The following is a 25,699-nucleotide window of genomic DNA, read 5'->3' as shown; positions in this document are numbered from 1 at the left end:
TAACTTAATGCCGGATTTTTGGAACACCTGATCATATGAAAAAATCGCTTCTCATCTCACCTCGCGGCGAACGCACAGGTGCAGAAATGCCTCTCTACCACAGTATCAGAAATAAGTTCCGGCAGCAGACCTCGGTGCTTGCGATTGGCTACCCGGTCACTGTATTCCTGCTGCTGGCATTTAACACCAACGATCATGCTCGTGATTTCTTTACGGTGTTGCTGCTTGTTTCTATGTGGTTTGATCGTGGGCTCTGGAAATCAGTGCTCGCGCAGCTGATACGAAACCCGGCGGTGGTTGCAGGGTTGTTGTTAATTGCGTATGTGGCATTTTCTGCATTCTGGAGTCAACCACCTCATGACCCAACTCCTGCAGTTCAAATTCGCAAGGGCATCTCTGTCATACTGTTTTGGGCCGCCAGCGGCCTGTATTTCTACAACGACGAAAACGCCATGAAGCGGCTGTTCTGGGCAATGGGGCTGGGGATATTGGGAAACCTGCTGGGTGCCTGGCAAATGGGTCAGGATCTGTTTGTCATGTACGGTAATCGGCTGACAGGTTACGGGATTCTTCTCAACCCAAACATGCTGGGTCCGGTAACGGTCATATTGATTGCAATAGGACTGCACCTGAATCTGACAAGCGTGCGTGAAAAAATCCTCACTATCGCCATGCTGGGGGTAGCAATAGCCATAGTCGCGCTTACGGTCAGTCGCAGCGCTATCAGTGCAATGGTCGCCACCATGCTCATATGGCTGCTCTACACACCTGTTTTGGGAAAATCCGGCAAGCTTATCGTTGTGGTCGCGGCCGTCAGTGTTGTTTCTGTCTTTGCCTATAGCACGGATCTGATTGCGGTGCTTACCGATCGCGGCAGCAGCTATCGGCTTTTAATCTGGGAGGAAACCTTGCGCTATGCCCAGCAACATTGGCTGGTCGGCTGGGGCTGGATCAATGATTTCAGTCAAACGGTTTATCGCAACAGCGACGAACTGCAGGCTCGCTCGGGGACCATCGCACACCCACATAGCCTGCCGATTTCTACGTTTTATTATGGAGGAATCATCGGCTTGCTGATCCATATTGGAGCCCTTGCAATGCTCGCCCGTGAAGCGCTTCGATCCAGCCTCCACAGCCTTACCATAGGTTTGCTTACGATAATCTTTTTACTGACATTAGTAGACTGCTACACCGTTGTTACCCGGCGTGACTATATTCTAGTGATATTCTGGATTCCCTCGGCCATTATCATTATGAGCAATCTTTCTGGCCCGGGCGGACAACTAAAAGCCGCGCGCCGAAAACCGTCAACGTAGTCCGGGAAGGGATGACCGCGTAACAAGCGGACACAAACCTTTGGAAACCCGACGGGTTCTGCCGTTAGAAAGACATAACGTTGTCAATAATAATGAATACGCTTCCGTGCTGGAAAATACTAGAGATAGGTCTAATACCTAACGATAATCTGGTGATGAAATGCGAGAGATGAGACCCGGATGTGAATGCTGTGATAAAAACCTGCCTGCAGATTGTGCGGGCGCGTTTATTTGCTCCTTTGAATGTACTTTTTGTGAAAGTTGTTCGAGATCCGTTTTAAAGTTTGTTTGCCCGAACTGTGGAGGAGATCTTGTTTCAAGATCCGTAAGGCCAAGTGGCATAACAAGAAGAATTGAACCATACAAGTCGATGCATCCTGGACACAAGCTGTGTGGCGCTACGACGATCGAAAATACGGAGCGATGAATGTACTTCAATGATGATATTTCGCAAAAAGGATCCTTCGATCTTGTCAGCGATTATTACGATCGGGCGAGGCCTAATTATCCTCTTGAAGTGTACTCGGTAGTGAAGTTCCTCCTAGAGCTATCTGACCTTGGAAGCAATGATTCAGCCAATATTCTTGAAGTGGGTAGCGGATCTGGTCAGGCAACTGAAAACTTAGTTGACCTGGGCGGACGCATAGACTGCATTGAGCCCGGAAAGAATTTTTGTGAAATATTAGATAAAACATCATTCCAATCGAACCGTTTTTTCCGTGCCTGATCACCAAAATCACTCGATGATAGAGGGTTTAATGTGTCTGAGTCTGTCTATATTCAATAGTGTTACTAACATAGACCTGTAGCCCGCTAAGCCGTTTTTCAACGGCTCAGACTTTCCAATTTCTGAAAAAATACCAACTATCAGTAACGCCAGGTAATCGATCCCAACACATTGCTGGGTGCGCCGTAGTTCGCCTGCCCCCACTCGGGACTTTCCCGGTATTTTTCATCAGTTACGTTGTTCAGGTTTAGCGCTAGTGTCAGGTTGTGGGTTACATCATATTGGGCGAACAGGTCCACCAGAGCGTAGCTTCCCTGTACTTCTTCCGTACCGAAATAGATCTCGTTCTGCCAGGTAACGCCACCGCCCACACGCAACTTGCTCAGGGAAGGAATCTGATAAGCACCCGCTACCTTGAACTGCCGGGTCGGTATAAAGGTGCGAGTGTCCTCACCGTTTTCGTCTTCCATGCTGAGGTCGGTGTAGCCCATACTCAGGTTCATTCCCGGCAGAACTTCACCGGACAATTCAATTTCAAAGCCCTCACTTTCCAGTTCCACACCGCGATAGATGTTCAGCCCGGTATTCTGATCGCGGGTGACCCATTCGCCGAAGTTTTCCTGGCGGGATTCAAACAGGGCAAAGGTAAGCACGGAGAGTCCGTCGTTCAGTTCCTGCTTCACACCGACCTCCGTGCTTTCGCCCTGAACCGGGCCCAACGGTTGCAACGAAGCGTCCACCCAGGTTTGTGGATTGAACACTTCGCTGTAACTGGCGTACAGCACGGTACCGGTTATGACTTCCCAGGTAGCGCCGATATAGGGCACTGTTTCGGTTTCCGACATTTTTTGCGGTGCGCCGTAACTGAGGCCATCCTGTTCAATCTCTACGGTGCGGGCACCCAGTAGAACGGCAATTCGGTCGGTCGCTTTCAGCCGGGTGGAGAAATAAAATGAATCCTGTTGCTGGTCAATATTGGTCGTCTGGTTTGCCGGGTCAAACACGTCATACGTTGGACGCGGAGTCAGGCCCGATGCCCAGTTACCACCAACAGGGTCGTCGTATCCCTGCCAGCGGCTGGCGTAAACGGAATGGGCGGTGAGCTTGATGTCGGCTGTATTGAAACCGGTCACCAGTTCATGCTGTTGGCCAAAGAGTTCGAACGTGCCGCTGATGAACAGGTCGGCGATTTTCTCCTGGTCGTCGGCTGCGTACTGGCTGGCAATACCCACCAGGCCTTCCTGAGTTACCGGGTCCGGGTAGGAAAGGGCTTCCGACAAGTAGAAATTCTCAACTTCTTGCTCCTTATCGTTCTGGGTATAGATGGCTTTCACCATCCAGTTTTCGTTCAGGTCCTGTTCCAGCTCCACAAAAGCACGGGTCTGGGTTGTATCGCGATAGGCCCAATAGGGTGCCGTGCTGGTGGACACGTCATAGTCAGATACCTGACCGTTACTGTAGAACAACGGCAAAGCACCGGAACTGGTGCCGTCGATGCTGTCTTCATTGATGCTGTAGCCCAGATTCAACCGCGTGGAACCCGTCAGGTCGGCGCTGACAACACCATAAAATACGTTACGTTCGTCGGCATAACGATCCAGATGGGACTCACCTTCTTCTCTCGCGACCACCAGACGTCCGCCAACACGGTCGGTGATCGGGCCGGAGATATCACCTTCCAGCCGAAAGGTATCCCAGGAACCCGCCGAGGCTGTAACGTAGGACTCCAGTACATCGGTAGGACGCTTGCGCACGTAATTGATGGTAGCGGAGGGATTGGCCAGGCCGGTCACCAGGCCGGTCGCTCCTTTGATGACTTCCACCTGCTCGTAAATGGCGGTGTCGTCGTGGCCCTGAGTGAGTCCGTATGAGAAGGGAACACCCACTCCATCGTATTGAAAATTAACGATATCAAAGCCACGTGCGGTGTAATAGGTTCGGTCGGTTTCCACCTGTTCCACGGTCACACCCGGCACGTACTTAAGCAGTGAATTGACTTCGCGAAGAGAAAAATCCTCAATCTGGTCGCGGGAGACAACCGAGACCACCTGAGGCGTTTCAAAGATGGTCAGATCCAGCTTGGTGGCAGAACGGGTTTCTTCCTGCTCACCATAAACCCGGAAGACTTCCAGGCGATCTGACGTTTCAACTTCTTGTGCGTTGGCCAATCCGCAACAGGCAGCGGTAAGGGAAAGAGCGGTTGCTCGACGGGCGATGGATTTCATGTGGGTCCCCGGTTAATCGATAGAAATAATCGGGGCAGTTTATCGTCTGCCGGCACAAATGCAACTGGTTATCATTCGCGACCGTGAAATTCATCCAAATTATTGATCGGATTCATCCGTTTCGGTCGCCAGAAACCCGCCGGTCTGATGGGCCCACAGGTTGGCATAAAGCCCGTTGTTCGCCAGCAGGCTCTGGTGGTTCCCCTGTTCTACGATTCGCCCCTGATCCAGCACCACCAAACGATCCATCGCCGCAATGGTCGATAAGCGATGGGCAATGGCAATCACCGTTTTACCCTCCATCAATTGATACAGGCTGTGCTGGATCGCTGCTTCTACCTCCGAATCCAGCGCTGAAGTGGCTTCGTCCAGAATCAGAATGGGGGCGTCTTTTAACAGCACGCGAGCAATGGCGATACGCTGTCGTTGTCCGCCGGACAGTTTCACTCCACGCTCCCCAACCATGGCATCGTAGCCGGTATTTCCGTAAGGGTCAGACAGCGTCAGAATGAAGTCATGGGCCTCGGCTTTTTTGGCCGCTGCGACCATCTCTGAATCCGATGCATCCGGGTTGCCATACAAGATATTGTCTCGCACGGAGCGATGCAGCAGGGAAGTATCCTGTGTCACCATGCCGATGTGTGAGCGCAGGCTTTCCTGCTGTACGTCGCGTACATCCTGCCCGTCAATGGTGATACGCCCGGCTTCCACGTCATGAAATCGCAGCAATAGATTCACCAGGGTGGATTTTCCCGCACCGGAGCGGCCCACCAGCCCGACTTTCTCGCCGGGTTGAATGGTGAAGGAAAGCTTGTCGAACACACCCTGCCCTTTTCCGTAGTGAAACTGCACCTGTTCAAACCGGATCTGGCCTTGTTGAAGGCGCAGCTCTTGCGCATCGGGTTTGTCGACAAATTCCAGTGGCGTAGACAAGGTGCTGCTGCCATCGGCCACCGTACCCAGATTTTCAAACAGCGCACCCACTTCCCACATAACCCAGTGGGACATACCGTGCAAGCGCAGCGCCAGGCTGATAATCACGGCGATGGCACCGATAGTAACGTCATTGGATAACCACAGGCTGATGGAGAGTGATGCGACTGAAAAAATCAGCAGATAATTCAGCAGGCTAACGCTGACGTTAAAACCGGTGGCCAAGCGCATCTGGCGATAAACGGTGTTCAAAAAACCGCTCATACTGTGGTGGGCGTATTCCGCTTCCTGTTGGCTGTGGGCAAACAGTTTCACGGTTGCAATATTGGTGTAACTGTCAACGATGCGACCCGTCATGACCGCTCTGGCGTCGGCCTGGTCGCTGGAAACCTGTTTCAAACGCGGCACGAAATAGGTTTGGCAGACAACGTAAATAACCAGCCACACCAACATCGGTATGGCCAGACGCCAATCCGCTTGTGCGAGGGTATACAGCATCGAGAGCAGATACGAGGTCACAAACACCAGCACATCCAGCAGCTTCATCACGGCCTCCCGCACCGAGAGTGAAGTCTGCAATACTTTGGTCGCCAGGCGGCCTGCAAAATCGTTTTGATAAAATGACAAACTCTGACGCAACAGATAGCGGTGCGCCAACCACCGGATCTTCATGGGGAAATTGCCCAGCAGCGTCTGGTGTACGATGGTGGAATGTAATAACGTCACCAACGGCATGATTACCAGTAACACCACGGCCATCAAAATTAATTGTCCGCTTTCCTGTTGCAGAAACGTAGAACGATCGTGGGCGCTAAGCCAATCCACCAGTTGGCCCAGAAAATTGAACAGTTGCACTTCCAGAAAAGCGTTAATCGCGGTCAGGATGGACATGGCCAGCAGGGGCCAGTGCATCCCTTTACTGTAGTGGAGAATAAACCGGAACAACCCGGCCGGCGGGGTGTCAGGAGTAGCGGACGGAAATGGGCGAATGATTCGCTCGAACAAAGACAGCATGGTGATGGTGTTTCCCGAAGCCAAAGATTAGGCCCAGATAATACAGGAACAACGCGTTTGGTTCAGGTGCGGCATCGGCTGCAAAATATGATTGAGGGGATCTCCGTAACGGTAAAAGCCGTGCTGAGGAACAGCACAGTCCGAGCGACTCAGCCCCGGAGAACCCTTAGCACTTCACCACCCGGGTTTTTCCTGCCAAATCATGAATGCAGCGTTTGTCCGCACGGAAGATAAAACACACATTGATAAAGGAGAACAGCTGGCCAATTAAGGGAATCTGTCCCGGCAACATGTACACAGCATAACGCGGTATCAGATTGCTCTTGAAATCCGGGATCTGTCCATCCAGATCGACAATGCGGATACTGAGGGCTTTCTTACCGATGGTCTGACCGTCGCGGGTCAGAAAGCGATAGTTAATCAGAAAAAATATCCCGATAAAAACCAGCCCCAACATTAGGCTAGCAATGTAATTGCCACCGGATTCCAGGTTTTCGGCACTGAATGTCCCGGTCAGGACCATTATCGGTGAAGCCAGTATGAGCATAATCACGGTATCGATCAGTGACGCTCCCAGGCGCGCCCAACGGCTGGCCAGCTCCCCGCTTCCACTGAGTTCATCTACCAGTTCTGATTGTGGTGTTTCGTATTTAGTCGTCATTAGATATACGCTCCCTTATCGACTGAGTAGCCCATTGCATTTTTAAACCTATGAACTATTGATAATAGGTGACTAAACCCAAATGGCGACTGTAACCACCAATCAAGGCGCTGAAGTGTTGAGCGGGCTATGTTAGTATCGCCCATTGTGCACTCTAATGCGTTCCGGTGCACTCCTCAATCACCCTCTCGTACGGACCCGTCTGGATAACCAAGATAATCCGTGCAGTACGCGGTTATTGCATATACTTCAATGACCGCGATTTTATTTACGAGCAGTTGAAAGGAGGAATCCCCCTTGCTTCCCCTCATTCTCCCCGTCGGTGCCTTGCTTTTTGGTGTCGCTCTTCTCCTGTTGGGCTCAGGTTTGTTAAACACGCTGCTGGCAATCCGCGGCGGACTGGAAGGGTATAGCGACAGCGGCATGGGCTTTATTATGTCCGGCTATTTTGTCGGTTTCTTCATTGGCACCTTTGTCGCACTACCGCTGATTCAACGTATTGGTCATATCCGTACTTTTGCTTTCTGTGCCAGCATCGGCTGTGGCTCGGTGCTGTTACACGCCCTGTTTGTTGATCCGATTGCCTGGATTTTTCTGCGCATCATCACCGGCATCTCGCTTGTGGTGTTGTATACCGTGATTGAAAGCTGGCTCAACGAACAGACCCCCGCAGCCCAACGGGGCCGGGTTTTTGCCATTTATATGGTAGTGAATCTGGTGGCACTGGCACTCGCCCAACAGTTAATCCGGCTGGGTTCCGCCGAGACCTTTACCCTGTTTGCACTGTCGGCCATTCTGGTCAGCTTTAGCCTGTTACCGGTGACCTGGACCCGCATGTCACAACCCCATGTCACCGTGGTACATAAAGTGCCTTTCAAAGCCCTTTACAAAGCCGCGCCGGTCGCCATGGCAGGTTCTTTGTTGTCCGGTATCGCAATGGGAGCATTTTGGGGGTTGTCCGCAGTTTACGCACATCAGATTGGGCTGGATTCGGCCGGGATCGCTACTTTTATGAGCTGCGGAATCATCGGCGGCGCGTTGTTGCAGTATCCGGTTGGTCGCTATTCCGATACCCACGACCGGCGCAAAGTGTTAGCCGGCGTATGTGGAGCAGCAGCACTGGCGGCATTGCTTTTAGCCGCGCTGTCCATGAGTGGGCAGTGGGTCTTATTGGCCATCGGGATCTATGGCAGCCTGGCCTTCGTGATCTATCCCATTACCGTGGCCCACCTGACCGATCATCTGGATCCCACTCATATTATCTCCGGCAGCAGCGGCTTGCTGTTAATGCACGGCCTGGGGGCGGCAATCGGCCCGGCATTGGCAGGGCAGTTTATGGGCATACTCGGACCTCAGGCATTACCGCTGTTTTTTGCTGTAATGCAGACTGTGCTGCTGATTTTCACCGTCACCAAACTGCGTTTAACCGAAGACCCTCCGGAAGACCACACCACCCACTTTGTGCCCATGGTACGCACAACACCTACGGTGCTTGAAATGCTTCCTGAAGAGGAGCAGGAAGAATGGGATGGAACCGACACTCAGTCCCATGCCAGAGACGACGCAGCCTGACCTGGTTGGCTTCCGGTTCACTAACTGAGGTGATAAACAAACTCACCATGCTCAGCCAGACCCACATGGATGTGGCTGATGCTTTCCTCGTTCGCCATGCGTTGTAAGCACTCGCTTGCCAGCGCAGGCAGCATGGATTTATTGAGGATATTTTCAATATTACGGGCACCCGTTTCCGCTTCCTGGCAGCGCGCAACAATGTGCGTTAACACGGCGTCGTCGTAGCTGAACCGTGCGGCGTAGTGACTGCGCACGCGCTTCTCGATCCGGCTCATATTGATGGCGGCGATCTTCGTCATATCCTCGTCGTCAAGGGGGTTATAGGCGACTAACGTGGTGCGTCCAATAAACGCCGGTTTAAAGTGGTTAAGCAGCTGTGGGCGGATATTTTGCAGCAACGCTTCCGGCTCGGGGCGTTGTTCGCTTTGTGTATACAGTGCACGTATCGCGTCTTCACCGGCATTGGACGTCATGATGATGATGGTATTCTTAAAATCAATATCACGGCCCTCTCCGTCTTTAATGCTGCCCTTATCAAACAGGTTGTAGAATATATCCTGCACGCCGGGATGCGCCTTTTCCATTTCATCCAGCAGAATAATGGAATAGGGTTTGCGACGGGCCGCTTCGGTCAGCACCCCCCCTTCGCCGAAACCCACATACCCCGGAGGGGAGCCCAGCAACATCGAGACTTTATGTTCTTCTTTAAATTCCGACATATTAATTGTCGTCATGTTCTGCTCACCTCCATACAGCAAATCCGCCAATGCCAGTGCGGTTTCCGTTTTACCGACACCGCTGGTGCCGACAAACAGAAATACCCCGATTGGTTTGCGCGGGTCCGTTAATCCCGCGCGGGACGTGCGAATGGCTTGCGCCACTGCATCCAGTGCATGGTCCTGGCCAATCACCCTTTCTGCCAGTCGCTGTTGAATAGTAAGCACACCCTGAATTTCATCACCTACCATTTTGCCCACCGGAATTCCGGTCCAGTTGGCAACCACTTCGGCTATAGCCTGGGCATCCACATCCGCCTGCATCAGCGCACGAGGGCCCTGAATGTCGGACAATCTCGCATTCAGTTCCGCGAGCTGGTATTTCAATTCCGCCCCCTGCCCAGGGTCTGATTGAAGACTGTCAGCATCCTCTTTGGTTTGCTGGCGTTTCAGAAAATCCGTTTCTATCCGACCACGAAGCTGCCGGATTTCTGTAATGGTTTCCTTTTCACGCTGCCACTGATCTTCAAACTCCACCAGTTGATCCGCCAGGCTTTGCTGTTCTGTCTGTAAAGCGGTTATACGCTCTTCATGCACTCCGGTGGCGGCGTTTTCTTTTTCCAGCATGGCCAGGTTGGCGCTGTTCTGTTGCATCCGACGACGACAATCTTCAATCGCCGAAGGCGTAGTAGTCAGGCTTAGCGCCACGCGGGCACAGGCTGTATCAAGCAGGCTAACGGATTTGTCCGGCAGTTGCCGACCGGGAATATAGCGGTGGGATAATTTGACTGACGCTTCGATCGCTTCATCCAGAATGCGCACTTGGTGGTGATCCTGCAGCAGCGAAGAAATGCCACGCATCATATTAATGGCTTTGTCTTCATCCGGCTCTTCAACTTTTACTACCTGAAAGCGGCGGGTCAAGGCCGGGTCACGTTCAAAATATTTTTTGTATTCCGCCCAGGTGGTGGCAGCAATGGTGCGCAGCTCGCCGCGCGCCAGGGCCGGCTTGAGTAAATTAGCGGCATCACCCTGGCCCTCGCTACCACCGGCTCCGATCATCGTGTGTGCTTCATCTATAAACATAATGATGGGTTTGGCGGCGCTTTTAACTTCTTCTATAACGGATTTGAGACGGTTTTCGAATTCTCCTTTGACACTGGCACCGGCTTGCAACAACCCCAGGTCTAGCGTGTGAACCTCCGCATTTTTTAATGGCTCAGGCACATCGCCCAGGGCAATCCGCAGCGCAAAGCCTTCCACTACTGCTGTTTTGCCGACGCCCGCTTCGCCGGTAAAAATCGGATTGTTCTGGCGCCGGCGGGTAAGAATATCAATGCACTGGCGGATTTCTTCGTCACGCCCCAGCACCGCGTCGATTTTGCCCTGACGGGCCCGCTCCGTTAGATTAATGGTAAATTTATCCAGCGCCGGGGTCTGGCTAGGTTGACCGCTGGAATCGCGACCGGAAGGCGATTGCAATCCGCTCCCCGATTGATAGCTGCCGTCATTTTGCAGCAAGACCTCAGCGGATTCTGCCGTTCCTCCAATGAGTACCTTGGCGGTTTCACGCAACGACTCGGGGGCAATGCCGGACAACTCGGGAACCGAGTTCAGCAATGAACGACGCGATTGCTCATCCAGCATCAGCGCCACCAACAAATGGCCGCTGGTGATCCTGCCGTGACCAAAATCCACCGAGCTGATCATCCAGGCATTTTTACTGGCATCGACAATGGCCGGAGCCAGTGCCGCCGGACGGGCACTGCCAGTCTGAAATTTTTCCACTGCGTCGGTAAGCTGTGCAGCCACCCGGCTGGACTCTATTTCGTAGCGTTCCAGCAAAGCCCCGAAATCACAGTCGACCACCTCCAGCAGCTTAAGCAGCCAGTGCTCCACTTCCACGTTGTAATGGCTACGACCAATACAGAGCCCCGCGGCCCCTTCCAACGCATCCCGCAGCGTTGGAGACATCTTATCCACCAGGGATTTCAGGTTTACATTGATCATTGCGCAGCGGCCCTCGTACAGTCGGAATTGGGAGTATTAGCGGCTAAAGCGCCGCTAAGTTCACCATATAGACAACCGCAACGTTAAATTACGAGGTTCCAGCCGTATTCCTGCCACTGACCGGTCAGCATCGCGGTGAATCCCGCAGTTTGGGGCAACCCTTTGCAGGATAACAACACATCATTACCGTCCTCTCCTGCAGCGGCGTACCACAGGCTATAGCTGGAACGCTGTTGCCGCAGCAGTGCTTCATTCCAATTCAGACTTTGCATCAGATTCAGATCGAGGGGGCGTGCTGAAGACGCGTTTTGCGGCGAAGGGTCGGTCTCTTCGTCAGTGGCGGTCGGTTTCGGGCTCAGCATCAGGCACTGGCCTGCCAGGGGCCCGCGATGGGGTTGAATATTCCAGAGCGGAGTAACGGGCGCATTCAATTGCGCCAGCACCTCAAGTAACGCATCCACTGAGGGGGAATTCTCAAGACAGGCGATACCGATTTCCTGCAAATGCCGGAACCAGTCGCCATTGCAATGCATGGACAGGGAAACGTGAGTACTGGCGGTGGCGGGTACTGCGATGGTAAGCGGGAAGTATCGGCCGACCCGATCCACACTGGGTAGTACAATGCCGAGCCAGGCCAGATCGTCAACGCACCCCGGTGATAAGGCAAATCGCCACACAGGCGCGGTCAGATAGCTGTCCATCCAGTGCTCGCCCAACATCTGCCGACTTCCGGCAATCACTTGCTGCAGCCATTGATCCCAGGGCCTGACAAACGTCTGAGGCAGATTGCGCTCGATAAAATCCCCGTATCCCGGCAATTTGCCGTACAAACCGATACCCTGTGCCACCAGACGACACTCCCTTGCTCATAACCGCCCAATTGATTTTGCCCGATCTTAGCATAACCGCGGCTACAATCTGGTGATCTAGTTAATGAGCAGAGCCGGTACTATGTCATATTTATATATCGTGCTCATAAATCGTAGTTTAAGCCCACGGTTAACCGATAGTCCGAGTTGTCCGGGATGACCCCGTCATCATCCGGCTGAGGCCGGTCGATGTGGTCGAAATAGGCTGCGATGCGAAAATCGATATCCGATATCAGATCGATATCCAGCGCGACTTCGGCGTGGTGCTTGCCGCGTCCGGTTGCATCGTTACTGGCGGTAAATTCGTAGAGCCAATACAAATCGACATCATCGGTCAAATCCTGATCATATTCTGAACTGATTTGGAAGGTACCGGAATGACTATCCAGATCGTCACCGGCGGGCACGGTATTGTAGCGCGTTTCCTGGTAACCCGGCCCCGCCGCAACGGTCCACAAAATATCATTGTTATCGATAATGTAATAACCGGCCCCGACACTGAATTTCCACTGGCTATCAATATTCTGAAACGGGTCCTGATAATATTCCATTCCGAACGGGCGTAAGAACCAATCCTTATTCAGGCGATAGTCATAAGTGGCATCGGCAAGATGGTCATTGGCGGTTTCAATGTCATTGGTCTTGGTAAAATTGCCCACATAGGACAAACGTACCGTGCTATGAGCCGTACGCCGAGTAAAGCGGGTGGATACATCCACATCACTCTGCTCAACATTGCCGCCACGCAGGCTCATGCCCACCGCCACATTCCCGGTCCATAATTCCCGCTCTTTAGGGATGCCCACCGCGACACCGATAATATCACTCAGCTCCAGCTCCTGGTCCGGCCCGATCATGGTGACCTTATCGCCTTTACTGCGCATGATGCCCACAAGCGTGGACCCGTCACTCAGCATGATCGACATTGGCCGGTGACTATAAATGGCTTTAATATCATCCCAATCCAGGGACAGCACCCCCAGTTCGTCGCTATCAAAATCCACCTCATCCCGTTCCATGCCACGCAAATCGCCTTTCAACCATTCACCGGAGTCGAGTCGAAGCCAATCCCATTCCGGGTCAGCAGCGACCATGGCCGGCAACGGGATCTGCCGGATTTTATCGGTTTCGCGGCTAAAAGATTCCGTTTTGAATACAGGTACCGGATCTTGTTCATCAGCGGCCCATAGAACGGTACTAAAACAGCAAAGAACCGCGTTCGTTAACAGTCTGCAATTCATAAAATTGTGATTGGTAATAAAAAATTCATATTGGGGAGTAAAAAAGAAACGCAAGCTTACACTATTCACCCCTGCCTTTTCAAAATCCCATGTTATAACCTAACGTAAGCAAACCACTACGACCTGGCCGCAACCACGGGGTAATCATCATGCAAGCAGTGAGCATCTTGTCCTCTAAATCGAATTTACGACAACTGGAAAAGCAGATGGACGCGGTTAAACGCTACCGCGACTGGCTGCAACTGGCGCAACAACATGATGCGCTGTCCGGGGCCGAAGACTGGCGCCGGATTGATAAATCCCGGCTTTATGATTACACCGAAATAAAATCGCGCCTGACTTTGCTCAGACAATGCCTTGCCAACGGCGCCTACCGCGAGCTGCTCTACGCACTGAACGAAGGCGTGCACGGTAATATGGGTGGCATGGGGCAACCCATCCTGTATATGCGCTCCAAGTGCGGTACCAAAGAATTAATCGACGACTATGTTGAAACCATTTCAGAGTCGTTGATGTACATTTACCATTGCCCGGAAAAAATAATCTCCCATGCCGAAAAGCTGGATTTTTTTCGCCGTGCCAGTCATTGTTACGGCCGTTCTGCTTTACTACTTAGTGGTGGTGCCGGGCTGATTTATTTTCACCATGGCGTCGTGCAGGAATTGATTGATCATGATCTGCTGCCGAACGTCATTTCCGGCGCCAGTGCCGGCTCCATCGTTTCAGCTCAACTGGGTATTCATACTGATGAAGAGTTAAAGTCAGGCTATTTTTCACAAAAGCGTTATATCGAGACCAGCAACACACCCCTGTTGGGTTCACTGACTGGCAAGCTGACCGCAGCCGAAGCACGTGCGTCCAGGGAGCGCTTTCAGGATGAAGTCATTCCCAAGGACATTACATTCCAGGAAGCCTTCGAGCACACCGGTCGCTATATTAACATTTCCATTTCTGCAGCCGAAAAACACCAAAACTCGCGCTTGATGAACGCCATCACATCGCCCAACGTGTATATCCGATCTGCGGTTTCTGCGTCGTCCAGCATCCCCGGCGTAATCCCTCCTGAACGATTGTATGCGAAAGGTTTCGACGGCAAGCCGCGCCCTTATCTTGCCACCCGACGCTGGGTCGACGGATCGGTGTCCGGGGATTTACCGGCTAAGCGACTAATGCGCCTATACGGTGTTAACCATTTTATTGTTAGTTTAATCAATCCGTTTGTCCTCCCTTTCGTTAAGGATACCAAGCTACGCAAAAGCAAAGGGCTGCCCACTACGGTATCGCAATCCTTGTTTCGGCTACTGAATGAATCCCTGATCACGTCCGAACGTTTTTTTGATCGCGGGGGTGAGATGGGTAGCCGGATTGCCGCTCAAATTGCCTATTTAAGCCGTATGCTGGATCAGAATTACCTGGGAGATATTAACATTCTGCTGAAGCAATCCGATTTCACCTGGAAGCAGGCGCTGTTTGAATTCAAAGAGGGGGAAATTGAAAATTTAACGGATGTTGGAATGCGCAGCACCTGGCCTAAAATCTCAATGGTTAAAAATGCCGCCCGGATTTCAAAAACGCTCGATCACATATTGGAACAGCTAAACGCCGAAGCCATCGATCCCACGCCCTCCGGCATACATCATATCTATTCGTAGCCCTGCGTCGGTGTCGAACCGGCAAAAACACGACTAAATAAGTTTGCTTGCCGGTAAATCTTATCTTTTACTGGTTATAGACGTTAAATATTGCCATTTTGGCCACCTGGTCCGGCAAATCAGCTCGATTCGACTAGACTTTTTGGTGTGAAGTAACCCGCAGGCGTTTTATGGACTGGCTGTTCCAACTATTTAGTTATCCCCCGGACAACTTGCTTATCTACGGCGATTTTTCTCCGGGGCTGGTGGTGCTGTCGGTGTTGATTGCTATTTTCACGTCCTCCATGGCCTTGCATCTATCCAGTCAGGCCCGCTCGACGATCAACCAGCAACAACGGGGCATCACCCTGTTTACCGGCAGTCTGGCTCAAGGGGGTGGCGTCTGGGCCATGCATTTTATTGGTATGCTGGCTTTCGATTTGTGCACACCGGTGGAATACGACCTGACGCTGACTTTCCTGTCGATGATTCCCAGTGTCGCGGCCTCTGTAGTCGCCCTCCAACTCAACAGCAAGCAACAGATCACCTTTACCCAGTTGCTTACCGGGGGCGTCTTGATGGGCGCCGGTATCGGCTCCATGCATTACATCGGCATGAGCGGTATGGTCATGGCACCGGCCTTACGCTACGATCCGTGGATATTTTCGGTCTCGGTGTTGGTGGCGGTATTGCTGGCGTTTGTCGCCTTATGGACACGGGCCGCTATCCGCAACCTGAAACAACTCAAGCTATCGAAGGCCGGTGCTGATATTGCCGGAGGCGTGGTCATGGGGCTGGCTATCGCAGCGATGCATTATACCGGTATGGCGGCAGCGCGCTTTGTGCCGCCCGCCGGTTTTGAATATATGCCCAATTCAGATAATCAGGCCAACCTGCTCGCCATCGGCGTTTCCCTCATCACCATCATGATTACTTGCCTGGTGGTTGCGGTGGATCTGCTATTGCGTTATCGCCGTTTACATCAGACCGTCACCGACAATGAAAAGCGACTAACGGCAATTCTGCAAACCGCAGTGGACGCTATCGTCATCATTAACTCCAAAGGCATCATAGTGGGAGCCAACCCGGCCACCGAAGACCTTGTTGGCTGGAAGCACGACCAGTTGCTCGGGCAGAGTATCAATCGGCTGATGCCGGATACCCCTAGTGAAATGGCCAGCGGGGATATAGAAACTTATCTGGAAACCCATATTCACAAACTCATCGGTATCGGTCGCCAAACGGAAGCGCTACACCAAAATGGTGAGCGAATTCCGGTCCGGCTGGCAATCGGGCACGTCAAACTGCCCCAGGAAAGCCTATACGTCGGTTTCATGACGGATATTCGTGATCAGCTGGCGATGGAGAGCGAATTAAAGGAAAACGAAGCTCGCTTTCGTTCACTCATCGGCAATATCCCCGGTGCTGCGTATCGCTGCTTAAGCTCGGAATCCTGGGAAATGCTGTTCATCAGTGATGCCATCCAGCGCATTACCGGTTATCCTGCCCGGGATTTCAGCCTACCCAATCCCAAACGCAGCTTTGCCGAATTAATTCACCCCGACGATCTGGCGCTGGTGCGACAACCGGAAGCAGACTCCGCGCCGTTCAATCTGGAATACCGCATTATTCACCGCGATGGCACTGTACGCTGGGTGCAGGACAATGGCGGCAACGTATTAAATGAAGACGGCGGCATTGCCTGGCTGGATGGCTTCATTATGGATATCACCGCAAGGAAAGAACTCGACATAGAGTTGATCAACGCCAAAGTGAAAGCGGAACAGGCTGCCTTGGCTCGCAGTGCATTTCTTGCCAATATGAGCCACGAAATCCGCACACCCATGAATGCAATTATCGGTTTCAGCGATATTTTAATGACCACCAAACTGGACGCCGATCAGAACAAATATCTATCAACCTTGCGCGGTTCAGCCCGCTCGCTACTGCATCTACTGGATGACATTCTGGATAGCGCCAAATTAGAGAAAGGAAAAATGACGCTGGAGTTGCGTGATTTTTCCCTCTCCGGTCTGATCGATTCGGTGGTGTCAACGCTCTGGATTCAGGCCCGCAATAAGGGCCTGACACTGGAAATGCATATTGACGAAACGCTGGATGAATTCTATCAAGGTGCACCGGACCGGATTCGTCAGGTGCTTATGAACCTGATCGGTAATGCCGTTAAATTCACGGAGCAAGGTACAGTCAGTGTCGACGTTACGCCCCTGCGTGATCAGTGGGTTGAATTTCGTGTTACCGATACCGGCATCGGTATTGATGCAGAAAGAATTGAAGCGATCTTTGATCCTTTCACCCAAGCAGATTCCTCCATGGACCGACGCTTCGGTGGCACCGGGCTGGGCACCACAATCAGCAAACAGCTGGTCGAATTGATGGGCGGCAGGATTTCAGCACAAAGTAAACCAGGTGAAGGCAGCTGTTTCAGTTTTACTCTGCCGCTCCAAAAAGGCGAAAACCCGATACCCGAGCATTTTATTCAGCAGACCGAGTTGCCACCGCTGCACATACTGGTGGTGGACGATGTTCCGCAGAATATCACGCTATTAAAACTCATTCTGGAGTCAGCCAAACACCGGGTCACCTGCGCAAGCGATGGCGAACAAGCTTTACAGCAGGTAAAAACCACTGAATTCGATTTGATTCTGATGGACGTACAGATGCCAAAAATGGATGGACTTACGGCCTGTCAGCGTATTCGTAAGCTACCCAGACACAACAACATGCCTATTATTGCCATGACAGCAAGCGTGTTGGATGAAGATAAAAAAGCAGCCCGGGACGCCGGTATGAATGGCTTTTGTAGTAAACCGGTTGACGTTGACTATCTGCAGGTGGAAATCGCACGGGTGATGAATCTCAGTTACGCCAGTCTCCCGGAAACGCAACCGGCCAATGGGTCAACTGCACAGATATTCGATCGCGATAAAGGTATTGCCCTATGGGGTAATTTAAGTACTTATACAAAAGAGCTTTTTGTATTTGTAAATCAGTTCGATGCCGACGTTCACGAATTTCATCAACTGCTTGAACGCGCAGACTATGGCACTTTGAAGCAGCACGCTCACCGGCTCAACGGCCTGAGTGGTAACCTGGCACTGGTCAGCTTTCTGCCGCTGCTGTCGCGCCTCGAAGAAGGCTGTAAGACAGCAAGCTTCAACACAGTAAGTAACAGTATTGCATCGCTGAAAGACCTGATCAAACGGCTCAAACCCGAGCTGGAAAACCTTTGCAAAGAAATTTCACCGGTCACCGAAAATGCAGACGCCGGGGTAGATAAGGGTTCACTGATCGATGCAGTGAACAGACTACTGCAGGCAGCCCGCCTCAATCAGTGCGATGACCAGGCGCTAGCTATCATCACTCACAGTGCGTCCTTGATACCGGGTGAACAGGTAAAAGCACTGGAAGCAGCGCTGAACGATTTTGACTTCGAGGTTGCCATCGACCGATTAAATCAACTCCATATCCAACTCACAGAGGTTTAATAGCTGTGGAAAGTCTACTTAACCATCGCCCCAAGATTCTGGTCGTTGACGACGAACCCACTAATCTTCGGGTATTGAAGTTAATGCTACAGGACTCCTATCAGCTGGCCTTTGCCAAAAGTGGCGAAGAGGCCATTGTGCTGGCGGCCAAAGAAAACCCGAATCTCATCCTGCTGGATGTTATGATGCCGCACCTGAATGGGTTTGAAACCTGCACCCGGTTAAAAGCCAATACTGCAACCAATCGCATTCCGGTTATTTTTGTCACGGCATTAAAAGATGAAGTGGATGAAACCACCGGCTTTGATGCGGGGGGAGTGGACTATATTACCAAACCTTTAAGTCCCGCCATTGTGAAAGCGCGGGTGAAAACTCATTTATCCTTGGTTCATGCCGAAGAGTTGAAGTCGACCCGTTTGCAGATCATACAGAAATTAGGGCGCGCCGCTGAATACAAAGATAATGAGACCGGTCTGCACGTAATGCGCATGAGTCACTACTCTTACGTACTGGCGAAGGCATTCGGTTTTACTCAAGAGCAGGCAGAGAATTTACTGAATGCCGCTCCCATGCATGATATTGGCAAAATCGGTATTTCCGATGCCATTATGCTCAAACCAGGCAAGCTTACTAACCAAGAATTCGAAATCATGAAGCGGCATCCCGTTATTGGTGCGGAGATTCTGGGGGGAAGTGATTTTCCGCTTTTACAAATGGCTCGTACAGTGGCATTGCGTCACCACGAAAAATGGGACGGCAGCGGATACCCCGATGGGCTGTATGGAGAAAACATTCCAATAGAAGCGCGTATAGTCGCTCTGGCGGATGTCTTCGATGCCTTGACCAGTAAACGCCCTTACAAAGAAGCCTGGACCGTGGAAGCGGCTCTGGACTACATACGGGAACAGAGCGGAAAGCACTTTGATCCTGCCCTGGTATTACTATTGGAACAGGAAATAGAATCTATCCTCGATATCAAAACCCGTTGGGCTGAAAACACGCAGGAATCGGCGGGTGGCTAACGACTCAGGCCCCTATCATACGACTTCGAGCCGGCCACGATACATCTGCATCTGACAATGGAAATGGTATTCTCCCTTTTCCATTGCCGGTAACTGTATCGTTTTTTCTTTTCCCACCGGTAACGATGCGCTGAAATCCAGCTCGGGTATAACAATCATTTCCGCACAGGGTGAGGTGTCTTTTCGCAAAAAGGTCAGTGTCACAGGCTGGTTTGATCGCAATTTTAGGTAAGCTGGCGTGTAAATCCCCTTATCAACCACGATAACGGTGCTCTGATCGCTGAGTTTCGCTCCCTTCGGTTTGTATAACCAGAACCACCAGACAATCAAAACAACCAGCAAAATACTCGCTACATTAACCCACCACATCGCTTGCTCCTGTTTTAGAATTCACGTCAATGCGCTGCTGGCTTGAAAAAACGCAAGCGGTTGGCATTGGTCACCACGGTCACGGATGAAAAAGCCATGGCCGCACCAGCGATTACCGGGCTCAACAGCATGCCTGTTAGCGGATACAAAAGCCCCGCTGCTACCGGAATGCCAGCCACATTATAAATAAAAGCGCCAAACAGGTTCTGCTTGATGTTTCTTAACGTGGCTTTACTGACCGCGATCGCATCCGCCAACCCATGCAACGACCCGCGCATTAGCGTAATGTCCGCACTTTCAATGGCCACATCGGTTCCCGTGCCAATCGCAAACCCGACGTTCGCCTGAGCCAATGCCGGCGCATCATTGATACCGTCTCCGGTCATACCGACGATTTCACCTTCATTCTGCAATTCGATGATTTTAGCCGCTTTATCTTCCGGTAAAACTTCTGCAACAAATTCGGTTATACCAACCTGATTAGCCACCGCTTTGGCCGTGGCGCGATTATCTCCAGTCAGCATCAGCACCCGAATTCTATTGCGCTGTAATCGGCGAATAGCCTCAATGGAGTCGGCTTTGACCGGATCAGATACCGCAATAATCGCCGCTAATTTGTCGTCCACCGCAAAGTAAATAGGTGTTTTTGCGGCTGAAGCCAGACGTTGAGCCGGTTCGGTAAAAGAATCGATGTCAATGTTGTGCACGCGCATCAATTTTTCATTTCCGAACAGCAAGCGCCTGTGTTCGCAGATGCCTTCAACGCCCTGCCCGCTAATCGCATTAAACCCGTTCACACTCGACAAATTAATATTCTTTTCTTTGACACTGTCAGCGATGGCGATAGCCAACGGATGTTCCGAGCCGGCCTCCAGGCTACCTACCCATCGTAAGACCTCGCGTTCAGATAGTCTGGCGCGATCTCCATCCACCAATAAAATGTCGGTTATCTTGGGTGCACCCTGGGTGATGGTACCGGTCTTATCTAAAATCATGGCGCTGATTTTGGACGCCGTTTGCAACGCTTCACCGTTGCGAATTAATACACCCGCCTCAGCGGCTTTCCCTACGCCCACCATGACCGACATCGGGGTAGCCAATCCCAAAGCGCAAGGGCACGCAATAATCAAAATGGTGGTCACCGATACAATGGCAAAAGCCACCTGTGGATCGGGTCCGAAATTCAACCAGATCAAACCACTCACAACGGCAATAATCATCACCGTTGGCACAAAATAACCCGCGATCAGATCCGCGATTCGCCCGATCGACGGTTTGGAATTCTGCGCCCGTCTGACCATGCCAATGATCCGTGCCAGTGCGGTATCCTGACCTACCCGCGTCGCGGTGAAGACCATTGAACCGGATCGGTTTAATGTCCCTGCTATGACGGTATCGGCACGGACTTTTTCTACCGGCATCGGTTCACCGGTTAACATCGACTCATCGACCGAGGACTGCCCTTCGATGACTTCCCCGTCAACGGGAATCTTCTCCCCCGGTCGAACCCGCACAGAATCACCGCGTCTCACCTCCACTATGGCAACATCCATTTCGTGGCCATCCCGAATCACCCTTGCAGTGTCCGGTTGCAACCCGATCAGACGCTTAATGGCTTCTGAAGTACGGCCCCTCGCTTTTGATTCAAGCGCCAACCCCAGGTTAATCAAGCCGATAATCATAGCCGTTGCTTCAAAGTAGACATGTCGTGACATTTCCGGCAATGCCTGCGGCAACAATACCACCACAACGGAATACAGCCAGGCGGTTCCCGTGCCCAAAGCAATCAGGGTGTCCATATTGGCAGAATGATTTTTGAAAGAATGCCAGGCACCCACATAAAAATGTCTGCCGGGAAACGCCATTATGGCCAAAGTCAGCAAACCCACAACTGACCAGGCCATACGCTGCGGGCCGGTGGAAACACTCATATCGCCGGTGACTAAGCCATAGATCATTAAAGGCACCCCCAACGACAGTGCCAGAAACACGTTGCGCATCAAGCGGCGGTAATGTGCCTGGTCGGATTCTTCCTTCTCCTGCTGGGCGTCGGCTACGGTGTCCGATTGCATCGGTTTGGCCCCATAGCCCACGCTCTCTACTGCAGAAACCAGACGATCGATAGACACGCTGCCGGACACCGTCACCGTTCGTTGTGCCAGATTCATCTCCGCATAGTCGACCCCGGATACGGATTTCAGCGCGGTTTCGATTTTGTTCACACAACTGCCGCAACTAGCGCCTTCGATAATCAGTTCCTGACTGTCCGTCACATCATTCATTGGCTTACCCTGAGTTTAATACTGGTCTTCCATCGATTCTATTTTGGCGTACGTTGAGTAAGTGCCGTCTTTTTTCATCAACACAATTTCATAGGGCTGGAAGCGATCGTTCATCTCCATACCCGGACTGCCCAAAGGCATTCCCGGTACAGACAACCCCAAGGCATTTGCCGGAGGTTGTGCTAAAAACTGTTGAATGTATTTTGCCGGTATATGCCCTTCAAACACGTAACCTTGCTTTGACACACCCGTATGGCAGGATTCATACAAATTGCCTACACCGAACTGCGCCTTAATTGCAGAAAGATCCTGCGGATGATGAACACTTACCTTAGCGCCATGGGCTTCCAGATGTTCAATCCAGGCACCGCAACATCCACAGGTCTCGGATTTGTACACGTCCAGTTCCAGTGAATTGGCAACCGTGTCCGGAACTTCTTTCTCCGAGCACGCGGCCAGCGCAAACAACACTATCGCAAGCGATATCCATCTTTCAGATAGGGTTTTATATCGCTTTTTCACAATTGAATTTTTCATATTGAGTTTCCTGATCAAAGATCGTCTTTAATTTAATACCAGGCTTTAACACCAATCAACCACTCTGTAGCTGTTGTTTTTTCAGCGCCGTCTCGCCGATAATTTGCAGCGTTGCCAAACCATTTTTTACTGCTAATGCCTAAATAAGGTGCAAATTCACGGCGAATTTCATATCTCAATCGCAACCCGATCTCGGCATCTGAAAGTCCCGATCCAGTTTCCAAAGGCGGGTCATTCTGCCCGTAGAAATTCATTTCCAGTTCCGGGCTCAAAATCCATTGCTGTGTTAACAGTAATTCATATTCTGCATTCATTCTCAAGCCGATCCTGTTTTCATCGCCTACAAACAAGCTCGCCTCCAATTCGAAAAGATACGGCGCCAATCCCTGCAAACCCAGCACGAACCAATCTTGATCCGGTGCGGGTTCAACATCAACGCGATAGCCCATCTGCAAATTCCAATACGGTGAAATAGCGCGACTATAAAGAGCCTGTAGTTCGACGTGTTCCAGCGCTTCATCCGGCTGTTCCAGATCCACTTTAATACCGAATTTATGCAGATCGTAACCGACCCAGACGTCGCCTTCCAAGATCAGTGGGTTTTCATTATCTGCCTCTCTTATTTCAAATTGGGAAACTCTGACCGTGGTAATGAAAGGGTCATCTGATTCATGAGCGCCGACGGTGGCCGACAAAAAAAGTACCATAAACAGGACTGTGTATTTCATTGTCACTCCCCCCTAAACCACGTTTACTTCACGCATCATGCCAGGCATGTGGTAAAGCAAGTGACAGTGATAAGCCCAGCGACCTCTGGCATCCACATTCACCAGGTAACTTATTGTGGACCCAGGCTGCACTAGTAGCGTGTGTTTTTTCGGAATATAGTTTGCGTCTTCAGTCTCCAGCTCACTCCACATACCATGCAAATGAATGGGGTGCGTCATCATGGTGTCGTTGACCAGAATAATCCGGATTCGCTCCCCGTATTTCAGTTGTAAGGGTTCGGCATCGGCAAAGTTAGTCCCGTTAATAGACCACATATAGCGACTCATATTACCGGTCAAATGCAATTGTATTTCCCGCTGCGGATCGCGCTTGTCCTGTGTCGGGTAATAGTTGCAAAGATCGTAATAGGTCAACACCTTGCGGCCGTACCGTTTCATATGGTCACGCAGACCTACGCCTGGATCCCGCAAACCACTGACCGGCATAGACGCTCTCATATCAACATGAGGACCAAACTCGGTGTTACTATGCACGATTGAACTTGAGCTACCGAAACCGGCGCTGGCTATGTTTACATGCTCCATATGATCACCAGAATGGTGGTCCATTTCGCCCATCTCATGTCCGGAATGATGCGCCATGCCCATGTCTTGATGACCGAGAACCGGTGCCTCATCCATAGCGGGGACAGCCGCTTTCATGGTGCTGTCTGCCGATAATGTGCCGCAACTAAATCCACTGCGATCCATACTCTGGGCAAACAGGCTATAGGCATTATCGCCTTCCGGTTCCACTACAACATCATAGGTTTCAGCCACGCCGATGCGAAATTCATCCACCGTTACCGGATCAATATTCTGTCCGTCGCTGGCCACCACTTTCATCTTCAAACCCGGAATACGGAAGTCAAAAATCGTCATCGCCGCAGCGTTGATTATTCTTAACCGAACTTTTTCTCCTTTTTTGTACTGGCCCTGCCAATTTTGCTCTGGAGTCAGGCCGTTCATCAAAAAGGTATAGGTGTATCCGGTGACATCCGATATATCGGTATCACTCATCCGCATCCGATTCCACATAGCCCGCTCATTCCAGGTTTTCGCTACCCCTTTTTCCTTGATATCCCGCCATACATCCGCTGCTGTACGTTCACGGAAGTTGTAGTAGTGGCTCATTTTTTTCAGTGTTCTATAGATACGATGCGGCGAAGTGTCAGACCAGTCGGAAATCACAATCACATGCTCGCGATCGTAACTCACCGGATCAGCCTGTTTCGGGTCGATCACAATGGCACCGTATAAACCGGTTTGCTCTTGAAAACCGGAATGACTGTGATACCAATAGGTACCGCTTTGCTTTACATCGAATTGATATTCAAACGTCGCTCCCGGTTTTATTCCGTCAAAACTCATACCGGGAACTCCGTCCATATTGGAAGGCAGAATCATGCCATGCCAGTGAATGGAGCTGTCATGGGCTAACTGGTTGGTTACCCGTAAGGTAACACGCTCACCTTCCTGCCAACGCAATATGGGTGCAGGCAAAGCTCCGTTTACGGTAGTTGCAATGCCCTCGGTTCCGGTAAAGTTCACGCTTTGGTAACCGATGTTCAGATCAAAATGGTTGCCGCGCAAAAGCGGAGTCGCCTTGGCCGCAGTGGCCATGAGTGGATTAAAACCCAGCCCCAATGCGGCCGCTCCGGCGCTAACGCCCGTGACAAATTGACGCCGCGACAGCCCTTTCCCATTTCTTAACCATTCCGACGATGGTAAATTCATATTCATATTGAATTCCTCGAAAGCACACTTATGAAAACTCAGTCGTTTTGACGCCAAGTGACGACGCCAGCCGAATTTCAGACGGATTGATGCTGTGCTTAAAGAAGAGAGGGTGGGCGATCCAGCCGCGGGGGAACGTTACCTGAATAGAGGGTGAGGTAATCCTGAATGCATGTGTTCAGCACGCTTGCAACAACCGGCATTGCTGACCCATGCACTGCCACATAACAGCCTAATACACCACAACACTGGCAATCGTCGCAATGCTCGCCATGATCCATTTCCTCGTGAGATTGAGGTGAAGATAATGTGGCCTCAGTTCCATGATGCTGGCGGGTTGTAGAAGCAGCGCCGTGTTCCATCACATGGGCATGTGTGGTTTCATCCCCTTGCAGGGTAATGGGTTGCGGAAAGTCGGCCATCGGAAACCCCGGGGAAACCGCTGCCAACACCGCACCGGCTTGCTGCAGGAGCAAACACAAGAGCGTTAGAATAGCTGCGCGCTTCAGTTTCATTGATCCGTTCATTCCCATGTTTTGACGGGGTCCGTGGTAGGACAGA

The 25,699-nt window shown here is 51.5% G+C and carries 19 protein-coding genes; 7 read left to right on the top strand and 12 right to left on the bottom strand.

Annotated features, from left to right (window positions below; translation table 11 throughout):
* Window positions 1-35: 35 nt before the first annotated feature.
* The 3 genes from FT643_RS17835 (at window position 36) to FT643_RS17825 (ending at window position 2,043) form a co-directional block, all read left to right on the top strand.
* Window positions 36-1,316 (top strand): O-antigen ligase family protein, encoded by a 1,281-nt coding sequence (locus tag FT643_RS17835; RefSeq protein ID WP_156872781.1) that lies wholly within the window; start codon window positions 36-38, stop codon window positions 1,314-1,316.
* Window positions 1,317-1,476: 160 nt separating this feature from the next.
* Complete coding sequence (locus FT643_RS17830) at window positions 1,477-1,743, top strand: DUF1272 domain-containing protein (protein ID WP_156872780.1); 267 nt, start codon at window positions 1,477-1,479, stop codon at window positions 1,741-1,743.
* Entirely contained in the window at window positions 1,744-2,043 is a 300-nt protein-coding gene (locus tag FT643_RS17825) for a class I SAM-dependent methyltransferase (RefSeq protein ID WP_156872779.1), read from the top strand.
* 140 nt (window positions 2,044-2,183) lie between these two features.
* Here FT643_RS17825 and FT643_RS17820 read toward each other — a convergent pair whose 3' ends face one another.
* From FT643_RS17820 to FT643_RS17810, 3 genes are all read right to left on the bottom strand, one after another.
* On the bottom strand, window positions 2,184-4,268 hold the full coding sequence (locus FT643_RS17820) for a TonB-dependent siderophore receptor (RefSeq protein WP_156872778.1): 2,085 nt from the start codon (window positions 4,266-4,268) through the stop codon (window positions 2,184-2,186).
* A gap of 99 nt (window positions 4,269-4,367) precedes the next feature.
* Window positions 4,368-6,215 (bottom strand): ABC transporter ATP-binding protein, encoded by a 1,848-nt coding sequence (locus FT643_RS17815; RefSeq protein ID WP_156872806.1) that lies wholly within the window; start codon window positions 6,213-6,215, stop codon window positions 4,368-4,370.
* Between the two features lie 166 nt (window positions 6,216-6,381).
* Entirely contained in the window at window positions 6,382-6,876 is a 495-nt protein-coding gene (locus FT643_RS17810) for an RDD family protein (RefSeq protein WP_156872777.1), read from the bottom strand.
* Window positions 6,877-7,173: 297 nt separating this feature from the next.
* On the opposite strand from FT643_RS17810, the gene FT643_RS17805 reads away from it, so the two are divergent.
* The gene (locus FT643_RS17805) at window positions 7,174-8,448 is read left to right on the top strand and encodes an MFS transporter (RefSeq protein ID WP_156872776.1); all 1,275 of its coding nucleotides are present in this window, start codon (window positions 7,174-7,176) and stop codon (window positions 8,446-8,448) included.
* 20 nt (window positions 8,449-8,468) lie between these two features.
* Here the strand turns inward: FT643_RS17805 and tssH are convergent, their stop codons facing one another.
* The 3 genes from tssH to FT643_RS17790 form a co-directional block, all read right to left on the bottom strand.
* The gene (tssH, locus tag FT643_RS17800) at window positions 8,469-11,174 is read right to left on the bottom strand and encodes a type VI secretion system ATPase TssH (RefSeq protein ID WP_156872775.1); all 2,706 of its coding nucleotides are present in this window, start codon (window positions 11,172-11,174) and stop codon (window positions 8,469-8,471) included.
* An 83-nt stretch (window positions 11,175-11,257) separates the two neighbouring features.
* Window positions 11,258-12,022 carry a type VI secretion system-associated protein TagF gene (gene tagF / locus FT643_RS17795; RefSeq protein WP_198043656.1) on the bottom strand — a complete coding sequence of 255 codons (765 nt, stop codon included), beginning with the start codon at window positions 12,020-12,022 and terminating at the stop codon, window positions 11,258-11,260.
* 125 nt (window positions 12,023-12,147) lie between these two features.
* On the bottom strand, window positions 12,148-13,284 hold the full coding sequence (locus FT643_RS17790) for a DUF481 domain-containing protein (protein WP_156872773.1): 1,137 nt from the start codon (window positions 13,282-13,284) through the stop codon (window positions 12,148-12,150).
* Between the two features lie 149 nt (window positions 13,285-13,433).
* Between FT643_RS17790 and FT643_RS17785 the strand changes: the two genes are divergently transcribed.
* From FT643_RS17785 to FT643_RS17775, 3 genes are all read left to right on the top strand, one after another.
* Window positions 13,434-14,936 (top strand): DUF3336 domain-containing protein, encoded by a 1,503-nt coding sequence (locus tag FT643_RS17785; protein WP_156872772.1) that lies wholly within the window; start codon window positions 13,434-13,436, stop codon window positions 14,934-14,936.
* 170 nt (window positions 14,937-15,106) lie between these two features.
* Complete coding sequence (locus tag FT643_RS17780; RefSeq protein ID WP_156872771.1) at window positions 15,107-18,424, top strand: MHYT domain-containing protein; 3,318 nt, start codon at window positions 15,107-15,109, stop codon at window positions 18,422-18,424.
* Window positions 18,425-18,429: 5 nt separating this feature from the next.
* Window positions 18,430-19,446, top strand: coding sequence for an HD domain-containing phosphohydrolase (locus FT643_RS17775; RefSeq protein ID WP_317622056.1), 1,017 nt, complete (start codon window positions 18,430-18,432; stop codon window positions 19,444-19,446).
* Window positions 19,447-19,461: 15 nt separating this feature from the next.
* Here the strand turns inward: FT643_RS17775 and FT643_RS17770 are convergent, their stop codons facing one another.
* From FT643_RS17770 to FT643_RS17745, 6 genes are all read right to left on the bottom strand, one after another.
* Window positions 19,462-19,815, bottom strand: coding sequence for a cupredoxin domain-containing protein (locus FT643_RS17770; protein WP_156872770.1), 354 nt, complete (start codon window positions 19,813-19,815; stop codon window positions 19,462-19,464).
* 26 nt (window positions 19,816-19,841) lie between these two features.
* A complete protein-coding gene (locus tag FT643_RS17765; protein WP_156872769.1) occupies window positions 19,842-22,097 on the bottom strand; it encodes a heavy metal translocating P-type ATPase in 2,256 nt (751 codons plus the stop codon).
* 15 nt (window positions 22,098-22,112) lie between these two features.
* Window positions 22,113-22,634 carry a DUF411 domain-containing protein gene (locus FT643_RS17760; RefSeq protein ID WP_156872768.1) on the bottom strand — a complete coding sequence of 174 codons (522 nt, stop codon included), beginning with the start codon at window positions 22,632-22,634 and terminating at the stop codon, window positions 22,113-22,115.
* Window positions 22,635-22,666: 32 nt separating this feature from the next.
* The gene (locus tag FT643_RS17755) at window positions 22,667-23,362 is read right to left on the bottom strand and encodes a copper resistance protein B (RefSeq protein WP_156872767.1); all 696 of its coding nucleotides are present in this window, start codon (window positions 23,360-23,362) and stop codon (window positions 22,667-22,669) included.
* A 12-nt stretch (window positions 23,363-23,374) separates the two neighbouring features.
* The gene (locus tag FT643_RS17750) at window positions 23,375-25,144 is read right to left on the bottom strand and encodes a copper resistance system multicopper oxidase (RefSeq protein WP_232340297.1); all 1,770 of its coding nucleotides are present in this window, start codon (window positions 25,142-25,144) and stop codon (window positions 23,375-23,377) included.
* Between the two features lie 92 nt (window positions 25,145-25,236).
* Window positions 25,237-25,653 carry a hypothetical protein gene (locus tag FT643_RS17745; protein WP_156872766.1) on the bottom strand — a complete coding sequence of 139 codons (417 nt, stop codon included), beginning with the start codon at window positions 25,651-25,653 and terminating at the stop codon, window positions 25,237-25,239.
* Window positions 25,654-25,699 lie beyond the last annotated feature (46 nt).

Source organism: Ketobacter sp. MCCC 1A13808 (assembly GCF_009746715.1).
In the GTDB taxonomy this organism is placed as follows: Bacteria; Pseudomonadota; Gammaproteobacteria; order Pseudomonadales; family Ketobacteraceae; genus Ketobacter.
This window is presented reverse-complemented; position numbering and strand designations above follow the sequence as displayed.

Excerpts from the sequence above, each read along its gene's own strand:
- FT643_RS17835 (WP_156872781.1), top strand. The coding sequence starts at position 36 with ATGAAAAAATCGCTTCTCATCTCACCTCGCGGCGAACGCACAGGTGCA.
- FT643_RS17815 (WP_156872806.1), bottom strand. The coding sequence starts at position 6,215 with ATGCTGTCTTTGTTCGAGCGAATCATTCGCCCATTTCCGTCCGCTACT.
- tssH (WP_156872775.1), bottom strand. The coding sequence starts at position 11,174 with ATGATCAATGTAAACCTGAAATCCCTGGTGGATAAGATGTCTCCAACG.
- FT643_RS17780 (WP_156872771.1), top strand. The coding sequence starts at position 15,107 with ATGGACTGGCTGTTCCAACTATTTAGTTATCCCCCGGACAACTTGCTT.
- FT643_RS17820 (WP_156872778.1), bottom strand. The coding sequence starts at position 4,268 with ATGAAATCCATCGCCCGTCGAGCAACCGCTCTTTCCCTTACCGCTGCC.
- FT643_RS17810 (WP_156872777.1), bottom strand. The coding sequence starts at position 6,876 with ATGACGACTAAATACGAAACACCACAATCAGAACTGGTAGATGAACTC.
- FT643_RS17830 (WP_156872780.1), top strand. The coding sequence starts at position 1,477 with ATGCGAGAGATGAGACCCGGATGTGAATGCTGTGATAAAAACCTGCCT.
- FT643_RS17750 (WP_232340297.1), bottom strand. The coding sequence starts at position 25,144 with ATGAATATGAATTTACCATCGTCGGAATGGTTAAGAAATGGGAAAGGG.
- FT643_RS17785 (WP_156872772.1), top strand. The coding sequence starts at position 13,434 with ATGCAAGCAGTGAGCATCTTGTCCTCTAAATCGAATTTACGACAACTG.
- FT643_RS17760 (WP_156872768.1), bottom strand. The coding sequence starts at position 22,634 with ATGAAAAATTCAATTGTGAAAAAGCGATATAAAACCCTATCTGAAAGA.
- FT643_RS17825 (WP_156872779.1), top strand. The coding sequence starts at position 1,744 with ATGTACTTCAATGATGATATTTCGCAAAAAGGATCCTTCGATCTTGTC.
- FT643_RS17790 (WP_156872773.1), bottom strand. The coding sequence starts at position 13,284 with ATGAATTGCAGACTGTTAACGAACGCGGTTCTTTGCTGTTTTAGTACC.
- FT643_RS17765 (WP_156872769.1), bottom strand. The coding sequence starts at position 22,097 with ATGAATGATGTGACGGACAGTCAGGAACTGATTATCGAAGGCGCTAGT.
- FT643_RS17755 (WP_156872767.1), bottom strand. The coding sequence starts at position 23,362 with ATGAAATACACAGTCCTGTTTATGGTACTTTTTTTGTCGGCCACCGTC.
- FT643_RS17770 (WP_156872770.1), bottom strand. The coding sequence starts at position 19,815 with ATGTGGTGGGTTAATGTAGCGAGTATTTTGCTGGTTGTTTTGATTGTC.
- FT643_RS17745 (WP_156872766.1), bottom strand. The coding sequence starts at position 25,653 with ATGAAACTGAAGCGCGCAGCTATTCTAACGCTCTTGTGTTTGCTCCTG.